This is a genomic window from Stenotrophomonas riyadhensis (assembly GCF_040256885.1).
In the GTDB taxonomy this organism is placed as follows: Bacteria; Pseudomonadota; Gammaproteobacteria; order Xanthomonadales; family Xanthomonadaceae; genus Stenotrophomonas; species Stenotrophomonas riyadhensis.
Window position 1 is genome coordinate 115644 of the sequence record NZ_CP155568.1, and the last position, 14491, is coordinate 130134.

General features: G+C 68.2%; 14 protein-coding genes. 10 read left to right on the plus strand and 4 right to left on the minus strand.

The annotated features are described in order from the left end of the window. Positions 1–104: 104 nt before the first annotated feature. Positions 105–740: a tetratricopeptide repeat protein gene (locus SriyCCGPB3_RS00455; protein ID WP_110710679.1), complete on the plus strand. Its 636-nt coding sequence runs from the start codon at positions 105–107 to the stop codon at positions 738–740. A gap of 555 nt (positions 741–1295) precedes the next feature. Here SriyCCGPB3_RS00455 and SriyCCGPB3_RS00460 read toward each other — a convergent pair. Further along, positions 1296–2780 (minus strand): AAA family ATPase, encoded by a 1485-nt coding sequence (locus SriyCCGPB3_RS00460; protein ID WP_071228822.1) that lies wholly within the window; start codon positions 2778–2780, stop codon positions 1296–1298. A 123-nt stretch (positions 2781–2903) separates the two neighbouring features. Between SriyCCGPB3_RS00460 and SriyCCGPB3_RS00465 the strand changes: the two genes are divergently transcribed. The 9 genes from SriyCCGPB3_RS00465 (at position 2904) to SriyCCGPB3_RS00505 (ending at position 11872) form a co-directional block, all read left to right on the plus strand. After that, the gene (locus SriyCCGPB3_RS00465; RefSeq protein ID WP_005420986.1) at positions 2904–3533 is read left to right on the plus strand and encodes a ParA family protein; all 630 of its coding nucleotides are present in this window, start codon (positions 2904–2906) and stop codon (positions 3531–3533) included. A gap of 49 nt (positions 3534–3582) precedes the next feature. Continuing rightward, positions 3583–4059 (plus strand): SixA phosphatase family protein, encoded by a 477-nt coding sequence (locus SriyCCGPB3_RS00470; protein WP_110710681.1) that lies wholly within the window; start codon positions 3583–3585, stop codon positions 4057–4059. A 4-nt stretch (positions 4060–4063) separates the two neighbouring features. Then, entirely contained in the window at positions 4064–4681 is a 618-nt protein-coding gene (locus SriyCCGPB3_RS00475) for a YceI family protein (RefSeq protein WP_153856694.1), read from the plus strand. Beyond that, positions 4678–6729 (plus strand): phospholipase D-like domain-containing protein, encoded by a 2052-nt coding sequence (locus tag SriyCCGPB3_RS00480; RefSeq protein ID WP_180855020.1) that lies wholly within the window; start codon positions 4678–4680, stop codon positions 6727–6729. Before SriyCCGPB3_RS00475 ends, SriyCCGPB3_RS00480 begins: the two co-directional genes overlap by 4 nt. A gap of 10 nt (positions 6730–6739) precedes the next feature. Beyond that, on the plus strand, positions 6740–7174 hold the full coding sequence (locus SriyCCGPB3_RS00485) for a hotdog fold thioesterase (protein WP_010487227.1): 435 nt from the start codon (positions 6740–6742) through the stop codon (positions 7172–7174). 119 nt (positions 7175–7293) lie between these two features. Beyond that, complete coding sequence (locus tag SriyCCGPB3_RS00490; protein ID WP_110710684.1) at positions 7294–8085, plus strand: lysophospholipid acyltransferase family protein; 792 nt, start codon at positions 7294–7296, stop codon at positions 8083–8085. 52 nt (positions 8086–8137) lie between these two features. After that, positions 8138–9127 carry a YheT family hydrolase gene (locus SriyCCGPB3_RS00495; RefSeq protein WP_350260387.1) on the plus strand — a complete coding sequence of 330 codons (990 nt, stop codon included), beginning with the start codon at positions 8138–8140 and terminating at the stop codon, positions 9125–9127. A gap of 56 nt (positions 9128–9183) precedes the next feature. Beyond that, on the plus strand, positions 9184–11253 hold the full coding sequence (locus SriyCCGPB3_RS00500; RefSeq protein ID WP_350259729.1) for a tetratricopeptide repeat protein: 2070 nt from the start codon (positions 9184–9186) through the stop codon (positions 11251–11253). Positions 11254–11263: 10 nt separating this feature from the next. Beyond that, positions 11264–11872, plus strand: coding sequence for a YbhB/YbcL family Raf kinase inhibitor-like protein (locus SriyCCGPB3_RS00505; protein ID WP_110710687.1), 609 nt, complete (start codon positions 11264–11266; stop codon positions 11870–11872). A gap of 64 nt (positions 11873–11936) precedes the next feature. On the opposite strand, the gene SriyCCGPB3_RS00510 is transcribed toward SriyCCGPB3_RS00505, so the two are convergent. From SriyCCGPB3_RS00510 to SriyCCGPB3_RS00520, 3 genes are all read right to left on the minus strand, one after another. After that, positions 11937–12470, minus strand: coding sequence for an NADPH-dependent FMN reductase (locus SriyCCGPB3_RS00510; protein WP_110710688.1), 534 nt, complete (start codon positions 12468–12470; stop codon positions 11937–11939). A gap of 135 nt (positions 12471–12605) precedes the next feature. Next, complete coding sequence (locus tag SriyCCGPB3_RS00515) at positions 12606–13433, minus strand: META and DUF4377 domain-containing protein (RefSeq protein WP_110710689.1); 828 nt, start codon at positions 13431–13433, stop codon at positions 12606–12608. 73 nt (positions 13434–13506) lie between these two features. Then, the gene (locus SriyCCGPB3_RS00520; RefSeq protein WP_110710690.1) at positions 13507–14301 is read right to left on the minus strand and encodes an undecaprenyl-diphosphate phosphatase; all 795 of its coding nucleotides are present in this window, start codon (positions 14299–14301) and stop codon (positions 13507–13509) included. Positions 14302–14491 lie beyond the last annotated feature (190 nt).

Sequence of the window (14491 nt, forward strand, 5' to 3'; positions counted from 1 at the left end):
TGTAGCAGCGGGGCCGCGAGGCCCCGGCACTCGCGCCCGCGGCGGTGCTGGGGTTAGGATCGGGGAGAGAGAGGGAGGCTGCAGTTGCGGCCTGGGGAGAAGGGATGTCAGTTCCAGGAAAGATCCTGGCCAGCGTGCTGCTGGCCTCGGGAGCGGCCACGGTGTGGGCCGCGCCGGCCGTGCCGGCACCACAGGAGTTCTACTTCGACAACGATCCGGCCGCCACGCCGATGGTGGCGGTGCAGGGCGAGGGCGATGATCTGGTGGCGCAGCTGGTCAAGCTGCGTGAACGCGGCCGGCGTGCGGTGGAAGCGACGGTGCAGCTGGCATCGGTGGCCGGCGCGCAGGGCCGTGGCGAGCTGGCCGAGCAGCTGTATGGCGAGGCCATGAAAGAGGCACCGGCACAGAGCAGCAGTGGCCGCAGCGTGCGCTGGAACTACGGTTGGGACCTGCTGCGCCAGGGCAAGCCGGAGGCGGCGCTGGAACAGTGGCTGGCCTCGGCCGGCAATGCGCGCACGAAGCCGAGCTGGGTGCCACCGACTTATGCATTGGCGCTGTGGCGGCTGGGACAGAAGCAGGAGGCGGTGCAGTGGTATGCGGCTGCGGTGCGTACCGAGCCGACGCAGTGGAGCACCAGTGCCCACCATGCGCAGCTGCTGCCGCAATGGCGCGAGGATGAGCGCGCGTCGCTGGCCGAGGTGCAGCAGGCCTGGGCGGCCGCACCGCCTGCCTGGCCCTGAGGGAAGGGGTTCGGCCGGGTTGCACCCGGCACCCGCAGAGGCAACAGCTGAAGCAACAGCGGGCTTCCTGCGGGATGGCGGGGCACTGTGGGTTTGCGGGGCCGCCGTAAACCCGTCCTGGGGGCTTGGTCGCCGCATCCATGCGGCTCACACCCCGCAAACCCACAGTGCCCCGCCTTCGACAGATTCCGGCAGCTGTTGGTAGGTGTCGACCTTGGTCGACACGGTAGATCCACGCCACGCGTGGATGAATCTGTAACGGAATCGACTATTCGATATCTGATCGAAGAGCAGCCGAGTGTGGGCTCGGCTCTACAAAGAGCGGCCGGCCAAGCGCTTTTGCTCTTCTTCTTTCTTCCACGTGGCTGATCGTCCCCGGAGACTGTCAGGGGCCGGGTGGGTAGGCTGCGCAGGGGCGTGAGCCGCATGGATGCGGCGACCGAGCTTACATGGACGTACTTGCAGCGTCCCCTGCGCAGCCTACCCACCCGGCCAACCACGGCTGTTGCTTTGAGCGACCAGCCACGAGGGGCTGCGCCGTTCGCTGGAAACCCCTCAGTCGTCCGCGGACACCGTCCGCCCCGACGCCCACGCCCGCAGTGCCTCTACCTGCTCGGCCATCAGCACCGACAGCGGTCGCGTGGCGCGGATCTCGTTCATCAGCAGCTCGGTGTCCAGCGGCCGGCCTTCGGCGTGTGCCGCATACAGGCCAGCCACGATCGCCTGCTCGATCTCGGCGCCGGAGAAGCCATTCGCGGCCGCCGCCAGCGCGGGCAGTGCGAAGTCGTCGGCGTTGAGCTGGCGCCGGCCCAGGTGCAGCCGCAGCAGTTCCACGCGCACGTCAGGCGAAGGCAGGTCGACGAAGAAGATCTCGTCGAAGCGGCCCTTGCGCAGCAGCTCGGCCGGCAGTTCGTGCACCTGGTTGGCGGTGGCGACGATGAACACCGGCGCCTTGCGTTCGGCCATCCAGGTCAGCAGGTAACCGAGCACGCGGCGTGACACGCCGCCATCCTCGCCACCGCTGGCCAGGCCCTTCTCGATCTCGTCCATCCACAGCACGCAGGGCGCGAGTTGTTCGGCCGAGGCCAGTGCCTGGCGCAGGTTGGCTTCGGTCTCGCCGTGGTACTTGTTGTACAGCGCGCCCACGTCCAGGCGCAGCAGGGGCACGCCGAAGCCGGCGGCGGTGGCCTTGGCCAGCATCGACTTGCCGCAGCCCTGCACACCCAGCAACAGCATGCCGCGCGGCGGATCCAGCCCGGCCGGCGCCGAGCCGGCGATGAACGCGACCCGCCGCTGGTTGATCCAGCGCTTGAGCCGGTTGGCGCCGGCCACATCGCCGAAGCGCGCGCTGTCATGTTCGAAGAACAGGTGGCCGCTGCGGTTGAGCAGCTCGAACTTCAGCCGTGCCAGCTGCGGCAGGTCGTCGTCGCGCAGTGCGCCGTCGGCGTAGATCAGCTGGCGCGCGATGCGCCGGGCATCGACCAGGCTCAGGCCCTGCAGGTTCTTCAGGATCTTCTTCACCGCCTCGCTGTCGACTTCCACCCGTCGGCCGCCATGCTCGCGCGCATAGGCGTCGGCCTCCTCGCGCAGCATCTTCAGCAGGGCATTGGCATCGGGCAGGCGCGGGTTGAAGCGCACCGCCAGCGCTTCCAGCTCGGCCGGCAGCTCCACCTTGGCACCGATCAGCACCAGCACATGCGGCTCGCTGTGGCGGCGCTGGATCAGGTCGCGAAGGGCGCGCTGGTGGCTGGCATAGCCCAGGTAGGGATGGAAATCGAGCAGCAGGTAGACGCCGCGCTGGTCGGCCTGGCGGATCATCTGCAGGGCCGCGCTGGCATCGGGTGGCCCGACCGGCGGGTCCTCGCTGTCCAGGTCGATGCGGCGCAGGCCCTCGGTGATCGACCAGCGGTGCAGCGCCCGCCACACGTGCATCAGCGTCTGCCGGAACAGCTCGACGATGCGACCCTCGTCCTGGGTCTCGATCACGATCAGGGGGGTATTGGCGCGGATCAGTGCGCTCAGGTCCTGCAGTTCGCTCATGCCGGTTCGATCCTTCGGGGGCGCCACGATAGCAAAGGCGATGGCCACAGGTTCAGCACGGTGCTACCTCCCGTCACCACCGCCGGTGTACGCTCGGGGCACGTACCCGGAAGCGAGGCTGGCATGAAGACGATCCTGGTGGCCGGTTCCAAGGGCGGGGTGGGCAAGACCACCGTCGCCACCCACCTGGCCGCGTACGCGGCATTGCAGGGCAAGGCCACGGTGATTGCCGATGCCGACCCGCAGGGCTCCAGCACCCGCTGGGCGCAACGGCGTGCCGGGCTGGAAAGCGCGGTGCTCCCCATCGACGTGTACCGGAAGAAGCAGTGGGCGCAGAAGCTGCCCGACGGCACCGACACCGTCATCATCGACGCACCCGCCGGTGCGTTGGCCGACGATATCCCCCATTTCCTTGACGCTGCCGACGCGGTGGTGGTGCCGGTGCTGCCGTCTGCGCTGGACATTGAAGCGATCGTCGGCTTCCTCAACAGCCTGGCCCAGAACCCACGGGTACACAGCCGCAAGCTGCCGGTGGGGCTGGTCCTGAACCGCACCAAGCCCTGGACCCAGACCTCGCAGCAGGCGCTGCAGATGCTGGCCGAATGGCCGTACCCGGTGGTCGCGCAGCTGCGTGACAGCCAGAGCTACGTGGTCATGACCGGCCTGGGTCGCAGCCTGTTCGATTACCGCTCCGCCCAGGTACGCGAACACCAGGCCGACTGGGAACCGTTGCTGTCCTGGCTCAAGCTTTGATGCCTGCCTCACTCTTTCTGCTGCATCCTCTTCTTCATGGAAACCCGCGATGCGTGAACTGATCCTGCTGCGCCATGCCCATGCCGAACCGGCCACCCCCGGCCAGGCCGACCTCGACCGGCCGTTGTCGCCGGTAGGCCTGGCCGAAGCCGAAGCCGCCGGCAAGTGGCTGAAGGAAAACAACCTGCTGCCGGACTGCGTGCTGTGCTCGCCGGCACGGCGCACCCGCGAGACCCTGGAGGCCGTGCTCGGCACCATCGGCTACGTGGAGAAGCGCCTGGAAGACCGTATCTATGAGGCCACCCCCGGCACCCTGGCGGCGCTGGTGGACGACCGCCGCGACCTCGACCGGGTGCTGGTCGTCGGCCACAACCCGGGCCTGGAGCGCCTGGTGGCGCTGATGACCGAGGGCACCAGCAGCGACTACCGTGGCATGCCGCCGGCCGGCATCGCCGTGCTCGGCTTCCCGCGCGAGGCCTCGATCGAGCCGGGTGTGGCCAGCCTGAACGCGTTCTGGTGGCCGTGATCCAATGAGCCTGGCGCGGCGCAGCCGCTTCCTGCTGCCCGTGCTGCTGGCATTCGGACCGGCCTGGGCTGCGGCGCCACCGCCAACGCCCTTGCCGCCGGTGGTCGCCGAAGCGCACCGGGTCCTGCGCCTGGATACCCAACGCTCGCAGATCGGTTTCGAGGTGCGCACCCGCTTCGGGCAGCGCATCGAAGGCCTGTTCCCACACTTCGAAGGCCGCATCGAGATCCTCTCCGATGGCCGTCACCAGGTGCACCTGAAGATGTTCACGCGCTCGGTCGAGATCCCCGGCAAGGCGCGCTACACCGGCTGGATGCGCGGCGAGGAGTTCTTCGACGCGGGCCGCCACCCGGTGGTCGAGTTCGACTCGCTGCCGTACTGGCCGGAGACCGTGGAAGACGGGGGCGACATCAACGGGCGGCTGACCCTGCGCGGGATCAGCCATCCCGAGACACTGAAGGTCGAGAAAGCGGAGTGTGCCCGACCCGGCTATGATTGCGACGTCGTCAGCCGCGGTACCGTGCAGCGAGGCCGGTATGGAATGGACAGCTGGCAGCTTGCCTTGAGTGACCGAGTGACCTTCGTATTGCGAGCGCGCCTGAGCGAGGCGCCGAAACCGTGAACCTCCTGCTGCGTGTACTGGCGCTGGCAACCGTGTTGCTGGGCAGCGGTTGTGCATCGCTGTCCCATGCCGAGCGTGACCGCGCCGAAGCGATCGCCGTGCAGGCGCGCTCGACCCAGGTGGATTGCCAGCGCGCCGACCGCTGCGCACAGGATTCACCGCTGCGGGCGCTGGCCGGCCGGGCGTTCACCGAATCCACCCCCGGGCGGCCGCGCCACTACGCCACCCTGCTGGACGAGGGCGAGGGGGCCCTTGTCGCACGCCTGAACCTGCTGCGCAGCGCCACCCGCAGCATCGACCTGCAGACCTATATTTTCGACAAGGACGACAGCGCCCGCCTGGTCATCGACGAACTGCTGGCCGCCTCGCGGCGCGGGGTGAAGGTGCGGGTGCTGATCGATCAGCTGTCGGCGATCTCCGACCTGCAGATCCTCGGTGCATTGTCCGGTGCCCACGAGAACTTCCAGCTGCGGGTCTACAACCCGACCTTCGGCAAGGCCCGGCTGAACTACTTCGACTACGCCGGCAGCGTGCTGTGCTGCTTCCGTCGCTTCAACCAGCGCATGCACAACAAGCTGCTGGTGATCGACGATGCGATCGGTGTGGTGGGTGGCCGCAACTACCAGGACGACTATTACGACTGGGACCGCGAATACAACTTCCGCGACCGCGACGTCATGATTGCGGGGCCGGAGGCGCGGGCGATGGCGGCCAACTTCGATGCCTTCTGGCGCGCCAAGCGCAGCGTACCGGCCGAACGCCTGAACGATGTTGGCCGCACGCTGTTGCGTGAAGGGGTGCCGGTGCTACCACCGGCCACCTTCCGGCGCCCGGAACGGGTGCAGCGGGTCAGCGCCGAAGCCAACGATACCGAGTTCGTCACGCGTTCCTTCGTGGACACCGCGCTGCCGGTGGCCTCGGTGCGCTATGTGGCCGACCTGCCGCGCAAGCATCGCCGAGAGAAGGCCGATGCGCCGCTGGCCGGCCAGCACGTGACCGAGCCGCAGCTGGATGCACTCATTGCCGGCGCGCAGAAGGAAGTGATCCTGCAGACGCCGTACCTGGTGCTGTCCAAGCCGGCACAGAAACTGTTCCGCGAGCTGCGCAAGCGCCCGCAGCCACCGCGCGTGGTGGTGTCCAGTAACAGCCTGGCGGCCACCGACAACCCGATCGTGTATGCGCTGTCGTACAAGTACAAGCGGCGCAACATGCGCGAACTGGGCTTCAACATCTTCGAATACAAGCCGTTCCCGCTGGATGCACCGGTCGACTACCGCAACCTGCTGCCCGACCCGATCGCTGCGCCCGAGGGCGACGACGACGGCGGGCGCAATCCGCTGATCGGCGGCAGCGCCGCTGGCAGCAATGCCGGTGGTGGCAGCGACGGAGATCTGGCCGCGCCCCGCAAGCAGGTGCCGGTGAATCATCCGCGTACTGGTAGCGCCTACCAGAACGCGCGCGAACGTCGCCGTGCCGCCGGCAGCGAGGTGGAAACGCGCCTGCTGCGCACCGAGACACGACCGTCGTTCCTGGGCAGCAAGGCGGTCAACAAGCCGTTGCCGGTCACCCGCAAGGGCGCCCGCATGGGCCTGCACGCCAAGTCGCTGGTGGTCGATCGCCGCATCGGCGTGGTCGGCACCCACAACTTCGATCCGCGCAGCGAGAACTACAACACCGAAGGCGCAGTGATCATCGACGACCCGGTATTTGCCGAGCAGCTGGCCGAGAGCATCCTGCGCGATACCCATCCGCAGAACTCGTGGACGGTGGCGCCGCGGGCTAAGCCGCCGGTGCTGTCGGGCCTGAACTACAGTGTCGGCAAGGCCTCCGAAGCGTTGCCGATCCTCGACTTCTGGCCGTGGCGTTACGCCACCGACTACGAATTCAAGCCGGGCCCCGACTGTCCGCAGCCGCTGCCCCGGCAGGACCCGGCGTTCCACAACTGCTACGTCGCCGTCGGCGACTTCCCCGAAGTCAACGTCGGCCCGAAGTGGCTGCTGGTGCGCATGCTGACTGCATTCGGCGCCGGCCTCGTTCCCATCCTCTGAAGGTGCCCGCATGACCCAGGTATTCCGCGAAGCCGTTTCCATCGAGCAGCTCAACGCGCTCAGCCGCAACACGGCGATTGAATCCCTGGGCATCGTCTTCAGCGCTGCGGGCGAGGACTGGCTGCAGGCCACCATGCCGGTGGATGAGCGCACCCGCCAGCCGTACGGCATCCTGCATGGCGGTGCCTCGGTGGTGCTGGCCGAGACCCTGGGCAGCAGTGCCGGAAACCTGTGCGTGGATACGGCCAAGCAGATCTGCGTGGGCCTGGAAATCAACGCCAATCACGTACGCGCAGTACGCTCGGGCACGGTCACCGGTACTGCCCGCGCGCTGCACGTGGGCCGCAGCACCCAGCTGTGGGAGATCCGTATCGAGGATGAGCAGGGCCGGCTGGTATGCATCTCGCGGCTGACCCTGGCCGTGGTGGCGGCCGGCCACGGCTGAGCCCCTGGAGGCTCGTTGACGGTGGCAGAACCCAGCGTTCCCCATCGATTGCCCCGGTCGATCGGTCTTATGGCCTAAATCGGCTGGCAGCGATGACGGCCCTCCGGTATCGTGCGCGGATGACTTCCCCCACTCCGGCCCCCCGCGGCGGCGTGGCGCGTGTGTGCCGTTACCTGTACCGCGTACCGCTGCTGTTGGTCCACATCACCGTGTTCCTGCCGCTCATCCTGATCGGCATGCTTCCGCCGTGGGGCGAACTGCGCGTGGGCGAAGCGACCTTCGGCGCCAAGGTGGTGAACTGGTGGCAGGGTGGGCTGATGTGGATCTTCGGCTTCCGCCTGGTGCAGATCGGCAAGCCGCTGCCCGGCGCCGTGCTGTTCGTCGCCAACCATGTCAGCTGGGTGGATATCTGCATCCTGCACAGCCAGCGCATGATGGGTTTCGTCGCCAAGCGCGAAATCGCCAGCTGGCCACTGGTCGGTTGGCTCGCTGCGCGCGGGCAGACCATCTTCCACCAGCGCGGCAATACCGAATCGCTGGGTGGCGTGATGCAGGTGATGGCCGATCGCCTGCGTGCCGGCAGAGCCGTCGGCGTGTTCCCCGAGGGCCGCACCCGCGGTGGCCACGAAGTGGGGCCGTTCCATGCCCGCATCTTCCAGGCCGCGGTCGAAACCGGTGTTCCGGTGCAGCCGGTAGCACTGGTGTATGGCGTGCATGGCAATGCGCAGACCATCGTCGCATTCGGTCCGGGCGAGAGTTTCTTCGCCAATTTCCTGCGCCTGCTCGGTGAGCCGGCGCGACGTGCGGAAGTGCACTTCCTGGCGCCGATCGGTGCCCAGGACCTGGAAGGCCGTCGGCGCATCGCGGAAACCTCGCGCGCGCGCATCGTGGCGGCCATGAGCACGCAGTGAGGGTGCGGTGGCCCTGATCCCGCCACCTGTCCTGGACGCCGGTACGCCGACGCTGCACGCGGCTGACTATCAGCCGCCGCGCTGGCTGCGCAATCCGCACCTGCAGTCGATGCTCAGTTCCAGCCGCATGCGCCTGCAGCGTGGCCTGCTGCTGCTGGCCGCCACGGGTGCGGTCAGCGAGGAGCTGATCCTCGATGGCGGCGACGGCGTGCGCCTGCAGGGCTGGCACAGCCATGTCGAAGGCCGCGAACCGAAAGGCATGGCCCTGCTGCTGCATGGCTGGGAAGGCAGTGCCGAATCCAGCTACATGCGCATGGCGGCCGCGCGCATGCTGGAACAGGGCTTCGACGTGGTGCGCCTGAACTTCCGCGACCACGGCAACACCCATCATCTCAACCCCGGCATCTTCCATTCCAACCTGATCGACGAAGTGGTGCATGCCGCCGGCGATATCGCCCAGCGCTGGCCGCAGCTGCCGCTGGTCGCCGCCGGGTATTCGCTGGGCGGCAACTTCGTGCTGCGGCTGGCCCTGCGCGCGCCGGCCGCTGGCGTACCGCTGCTGCGGGTGGCGTCCGTATGCCCAGTGCTGGACCCGGCGCTGACGATGGACAGCATCGAGAACGGCCCGGCGATGTATGACTGGTACTTCCGCCGCAAATGGGCCGGTTCGCTGCGCCGCAAGCGCGACCTGTTCCCCGAGCTGAGCGACTGCGACGACCGCGTGCTGAAGCTGGACATCCGCGCGCTGACGGCATGGCTGGTCGAGCGCCACACCAACTTCGGCTCACTGCAGGCCTATTTCGATGGCTACTCGATTGCCGGCGACCGCCTGTCCACCCTGCAGGTGCCGGCCGACATCCTGATGGCGCAGGATGACCCGGTGATTCCGTACGCGACCTTCAGTGACTGGCAGCTGCCGCGCCAGGCGCGCCTGGAAACCGCGTGTTGGGGCGGCCACTGCGGATTCATCGAGAACTGGCGGGGCGACGGCTTCTCCGAGCGCTGGGTTGCGCAACGCCTGCAGCGTGTCCTGCAGGCCTGAACCGGCAGCGGCGCGCAGCCCGCTACAATGCGGGTTTGCACTTGAAGCGGACTGCCATGCAAGACCAGATCATCCAAGCGTTGCGCCAGAACCAGGCCGACCAGGCCGTGCAGCTGGCCCAGGCGTGGACCCGTGACGAACCCGGCCTGGCCGACGCCCACCGCTGGCTGGCGCTTGCGCTGCAGCAGCAGGGCAAGGCCGAGGACGCGATGGAGGCGCTGCAGCAAGCGTTGCAGCTGGCCCCCGATGATGCCCAGCTGCACCTGCAGCACGCTGGCCTGCTGCTCGCCCTGCGCCAGTACCAGGGCGCTGACGAAGCGCTGGCACGCACCACCGGGCTCGACCCGAACTCCTTCTCCGCCTACCTGATGCAGGCCCACCTGGCGATCGGCCGCAACGACTTCGATGAAGCCCAGCGCCTGTCCACGCTGGCCTCGCGCGTTGAGCCGGACCACCCGGAACTGCTGACCATCGACGGCATGATCGCGCTGCGCCGCGACGACCCGGACCGCGCGCTGACGCTGTTGTCGGCCGCCAACCAGGCGCAGCCGAATGACACCCGCGTGCTCTATGCACTGGGCTTCGCCTACCTGGGCAAGGACATGCTGGCGTTCGCCGAGCAGGCGTTCCGCCGCGTGCTGGAACTGAACCCGGCCATCAGCTCGCTGCATGGCCTGGTGGTGCAGCTGGCGCTGCGCCAGGGCAACGTGGAGGCGGCTGCCGAAGCGATGCAGATCGCTCTGCAGCAGGAAGGCATGGATACGCCGTCGATGCGTCGCCTGGCCGGTGAACTGGCGCTGCGCGGCGGCCAGCCGCTGCAGGCGCTGGACCACCTGCTGCCGCTGCTGGAATCGATCCCCGATGACCGCCAGGTGCTGCAGCTGCTGCTGATGTCCTGGCAGCGCCTGGGTCGCGAAGACGAGGCGCGCGCGCGCCTTGACGCCGCCCTGGAGCAGCATCAGCAGCTGCACGATCTGTGGCTGGCGCGCCTGTCGGTGGAAGAAGTGGGCAGCCCCACCGCCGCGGCGACGGTCGAACGCTGGATGGACGCCATGCCGGGCCACCTGCCGGCACTTGAAGCACGCCTGCGCCTGCATGACATGGTGGGCGAGCGCGAGCAGGCTGAAGCCATCGCCGAGCGCATCGTCAGCCTGGAGCCGGGGCGCGTGAGTGGTGAGACCCGCCTGGTCGAAGGCCTGCTGCAGCGTGATCCGGCTGCCGCAGTTGCCCGCGTGCAGGCGTTGATTGAGATGGCGCCGGAAGCTCATCGTGCCGACCTGCGTACCTGGCTGGGTGAAATCCAGGATCGCGCTGGCCAACCGGAACAGGCGCTGCAGACGTGGCTGGCGCTGCAGGCTGACCAGGCGCCACAGCGCCTGCCATTGCCGCCGCAGGCCAAGTCGCCGCCGAGCTGGCCTGACAAGGGCAGCATCGAGGGCGACGCCAGCTCTGCGCCGATCTTCCTGTGGGGTGCGCCGGGTTCGGGCGTGGAACGCGTGGCGACTGGCCTGGCCGCTGCCAGCCCGGTGCTGCGCAGTGATCGCTACACCAACCAAGCGCCCGATGATGCGTTCCAGAATTACCACACGCTGCAGGACCTGGCCTCGGGCGTACTGACCCCGGAGCGGCTGGTGCAGCGCTGGCGCGAGCAGCTGCCGGCGCGCGGCTTGCAGAGCGACACCGTGATCGACTGGCTGCTGTGGTGGGACAACGCCCTGCTGTGGGCGCTGCGCCCGCAACTGCCGCAGGGGCGCCTGCTGCTGGTGCTGCGTGATCCGCGCGACATGCTGCTGGACTGGGTGGCCTACGGTGCCGCCGCACCGCTGGCGATGACCTCGCTGGCCGAAGCCGGCGAATGGCTGACGCGCGCACTGACCCAGATCGCCACGCTGCACGAGGAAGACCTGTACCCGCACGTGCTGCTGCGCATCGATCAGATCGGCAACGATCCGCACGCGATGGCCGAACTGCTGGGCCGCCTGTTCGAGCGGCCGATGCCGCCGGCCGCACAGCTGGGCGCACCGCGCTTCCCGCCGGGCCATTGGCGCAACTACCGCGACGTGATGAGCGCCGCCTTCGCCCAGCTCACCCCGGTTGCGGTGCGCCTGGGCTACCCGGAAGAATGAGGAGAGTGCAATGCAGCTGAGCAGCAACAGCCTGACCAACGGCGCACCGATCGACCGTGAGTTTGCCGCCGGCGATGCCGCCGGCTTCGCCCCGGACCGCAACCCGCACCTGGCATGGAGCAGCGTGCCCGATGGCACCCGCTCGTTCCTGCTGGTGTGCGTGGACCCGGATGTGCCGACCGTGCCAGAGACAGTGGGCCGCACCGACATGACCGTACCGCGCGACCAGCCGCGCTGCGATTTCGTGCACTGGGTGATGGCCGATATCCCGGCCTCGGTGCAGGAGATCGCCGCCGGCAGCTGCAGCGATGGCTTCGTGGTGAAGGGCAAGCCCGCGCCTGCGGGTCCGGCCGGCAGCCGCCAGGGCCTGAACGACTTCACCGGCTGGTTTGCCGGCAACCCGGACATGGCCGGCGATTACCTGGGCTACGACGGCCCGTATCCGCCGTTCAACGACGAGCGCGTGCACCGCTATTTCTTCCGCGTGTTCGCGCTGGACGTGGCGACGCTGGACCTGCCGCCGCGCTTCACCGCCGCCGATGCCTACCGCGCGTCGCACGGCCACGTCCTGGCCGAAGCCACCCTGCACGGCACCTACACGCTGAACCCCGCGCTGTAACCGCAACCCGGTAGCGCCGGCCGCTGGCCGGCGTTGCTTCTGTAGAGTCGAGCCATGCTCGACGCTACAAAGACGAACGGCAATACCCCGCAAACCCCGCCAGAAATGCATCGGCCTCGGCGCGATGCGCCTGCGAACGCAGCACATCCGCCACCTGCTGCGGCTCCAGCCCCAGCACCGGCACGCGCAGGAACAGTCCGGCATTGAACGCCGCACTCACCGTCGACAGCACCGCGCGCAGCGCCTGCAGCATGTCCTCGCCACGATGCGAGGCGTGCACCAGCGCGATCGGCCGGCCCACGATCTGGTCACCGGAGACCAGCCAGTCGATGGCGTTCTTCAGCCCGCCGGGAATGCCGCGCACGTACTCCGGGCTGCACACCAGCACGCCGTCGCTCTGCGCGATCGCCGCCTTGAAGTCGGTGACGCTGCCCGGCTCATCGGCGCCTTCGAGGTCGGGCGAGAACACGGGCAGATCGCCAATGCCGGTGTAGACCTCCAGCTCCATGCCCGTCGGTGCGATGGCCTGCAACGCCCGCAGCAGCGCCGTGTTGGTCGATTGCCGGCGCACGCTGCCGGAGATGGCGAGAATCTTCATCGCCGCAAGGCTAGCACGCGGGTTCGCGTCCTCCTGGTAGAGCCGGCCGCTGACCGGCTTTGCTTCTGCAGAGTCGAGCCATGCTCGACTCTACACAACGAAGAAGGGCGGCCTTTCGGCCGCCCTTCTGTCGTCTTACTTCTTCTCGATGGCCGACTCGACCACCATGTCCAGCACGTACGCCTGCGACGGCGCGTCGGCCGGCGGGTTCTTCACGTCGTAGCGCTTCACGCGCACCACGTTGCGCACGCCGTCCTCGTGGGTGTAACCCTCGATGTTGCCGTAGAAGTTCTCGAACTTGCCCGGCTCACCCTGCTTCAGGCCCTTGTCGTCGAACTTCACTTCACGCACCTGCAGGCACTGGTAGTCCGGGATCAGCGGGTGCGAGCACTTCTCGGTCTTGGCGGCCACTTCCAGGAACACGGTTTCGCCGGCGCCGCCGTAGCGGGTTTCAGCGGTCGGTTCCGGGTTGAACACCAGCACGTCGCCCTTCGCGTTGGTCAGGGTCAGCTTGCCATCGGCATCCTGCTCGGCCTTCAGCTCGCCCTGCAGGCGGCTCGACACGGCCTCGTCCAGCGCCATCAGCGCCTTGTCGGTGCAGGCCATCAGGGTCGAGGCCATCGCACCGACCGTCAGCTTGCCGTCGGCCAGGGTGTAGCCGCCACCCATGTGGTTGCAGGCGTTGCTGACCGACAGGCGGCCATCAGCGAAGTCCAGGGTGACCGGCTTGTCTTCGCGGGCGAACAGCGCGTCGATGCGCTTGCCGTCGGCGCCGGTGGCCTGCTGCAGCAGCCAGTGCTGGCTCTGCAGGCGCTGCGCATCCAGGTGCGCCAGCGTCTGCTGGTCTGCTGCCTTGGCCGCGGCCGGGGCCACATCGTCGCCGCCGTTGCCGGCCGGGGCCGGAGTCTGGCTGCAGGCGGCCAGCAGGGCCAGCGGGAGGAGCAGGGTGAGCTTGCGGTTCATGGTGATTCTCCTTGGGGAACCGTGGGGGAAACGGGGTGGGGCCGGCAATGGGGTTGCCGTGCCCCGGCGCTGTTCAGCTGCCGGAGGGCAACCACAGCAGCAGCGCCGCGCCCAGCGCGATGCGGTAGATAGCGAAGGCGGTGAACCTGTGCGACTTGATGTAGCCCATCAGCCACTTCACTACGACGAAGCCGGTGACGGCCGCGGCAAGGAAGGCCACGCCCACGTCGGTCCAGTTCTCGCTGCCCAGCTGCCCGGCCTTGGCCATTTCCAGGAAGGTGTAGGCGCTGGCGGCGAACATGGTGGGAATGCCGACCAGGAACACGAACTCGGCGGCGGCGGCGCGGCGGCTCAGGCCCAGCAGCATGGCCAGGAAGATCGCCGAGGCCGAGCGCGAAGTGCCGGGGAACACGCCGGCCACCACCTGCGCCAGGCCGACGCCGATCGCCACTGTCCAGGTCACCTGGTCGCGGTCGGGCAGGCGCGCGGTGTAGGCCTCCACCAGCAGCATCCAGACGCCACCGATGATCAGCGCCCAGGCCACCGGGCTGACCGTCTCCGGCAGCGACCAGCCCGCCTTGCGCACCACCAGGCCGACCACGGCGGTGACCAGGAAAGCGGCGCCCAGTTTGAACACGTACTCGCGGTTCTCGCGCTGGTTGAAGCCGGTGGCCAGCTGCAGCAGGCGTTGGCGGAACACCAGCACCACGGCCACGATCGCGCCGGCCTGGATGACGATGTTGAAGAAGTCCGAGCGGGCACCCAGCCAGTGCTGGGCGATGAGCAGGTGGCCGGTACTGGAGATCGGCAGGAATTCGGTCAAGCCTTCGAGGATGCCCAGCAGCAGGGCGGAGAGCAGGTCGGACATGGACGGTGCGGGCACGCGCGGCAGGAAGAAAGAAGGTCGAGAGGATAGACGATCCCTGCTGCACCAAACGGGTGCGTCGGGTGATGGGTGCACCCGTTTGGTGCGCGCCGTTCTGCACCGGTCCGGGGCGCTCTTTTTCAAATCAATGACTTGCGGGCCGCAAAAAGTTGGCACGGTCGTTGCTGTACCT

What these genes read in the sequence shown, in the direction of transcription:
- SriyCCGPB3_RS00455 (WP_110710679.1), top strand. Translation starts at nt 105, where the DNA reads ATGTCAGTTCCAGGAAAGATCCTGGCCAGCGTGCTGCTGGCCTCGGGA.
- SriyCCGPB3_RS00460 (WP_071228822.1), bottom strand. Translation starts at nt 2,780, where the DNA reads ATGAGCGAACTGCAGGACCTGAGCGCACTGATCCGCGCCAATACCCCC.
- SriyCCGPB3_RS00465 (WP_005420986.1), top strand. Translation starts at nt 2,904, where the DNA reads ATGAAGACGATCCTGGTGGCCGGTTCCAAGGGCGGGGTGGGCAAGACC.
- SriyCCGPB3_RS00470 (WP_110710681.1), top strand. Translation starts at nt 3,583, where the DNA reads ATGCGTGAACTGATCCTGCTGCGCCATGCCCATGCCGAACCGGCCACC.
- SriyCCGPB3_RS00475 (WP_153856694.1), top strand. Translation starts at nt 4,064, where the DNA reads ATGAGCCTGGCGCGGCGCAGCCGCTTCCTGCTGCCCGTGCTGCTGGCA.
- SriyCCGPB3_RS00485 (WP_010487227.1), top strand. Translation starts at nt 6,740, where the DNA reads ATGACCCAGGTATTCCGCGAAGCCGTTTCCATCGAGCAGCTCAACGCG.
- SriyCCGPB3_RS00490 (WP_110710684.1), top strand. Translation starts at nt 7,294, where the DNA reads ATGACTTCCCCCACTCCGGCCCCCCGCGGCGGCGTGGCGCGTGTGTGC.
- SriyCCGPB3_RS00500 (WP_350259729.1), top strand. Translation starts at nt 9,184, where the DNA reads ATGCAAGACCAGATCATCCAAGCGTTGCGCCAGAACCAGGCCGACCAG.
- SriyCCGPB3_RS00505 (WP_110710687.1), top strand. Translation starts at nt 11,264, where the DNA reads ATGCAGCTGAGCAGCAACAGCCTGACCAACGGCGCACCGATCGACCGT.
- SriyCCGPB3_RS00510 (WP_110710688.1), bottom strand. Translation starts at nt 12,470, where the DNA reads ATGAAGATTCTCGCCATCTCCGGCAGCGTGCGCCGGCAATCGACCAAC.
- SriyCCGPB3_RS00515 (WP_110710689.1), bottom strand. Translation starts at nt 13,433, where the DNA reads ATGAACCGCAAGCTCACCCTGCTCCTCCCGCTGGCCCTGCTGGCCGCC.
- SriyCCGPB3_RS00520 (WP_110710690.1), bottom strand. Translation starts at nt 14,301, where the DNA reads ATGTCCGACCTGCTCTCCGCCCTGCTGCTGGGCATCCTCGAAGGCTTG.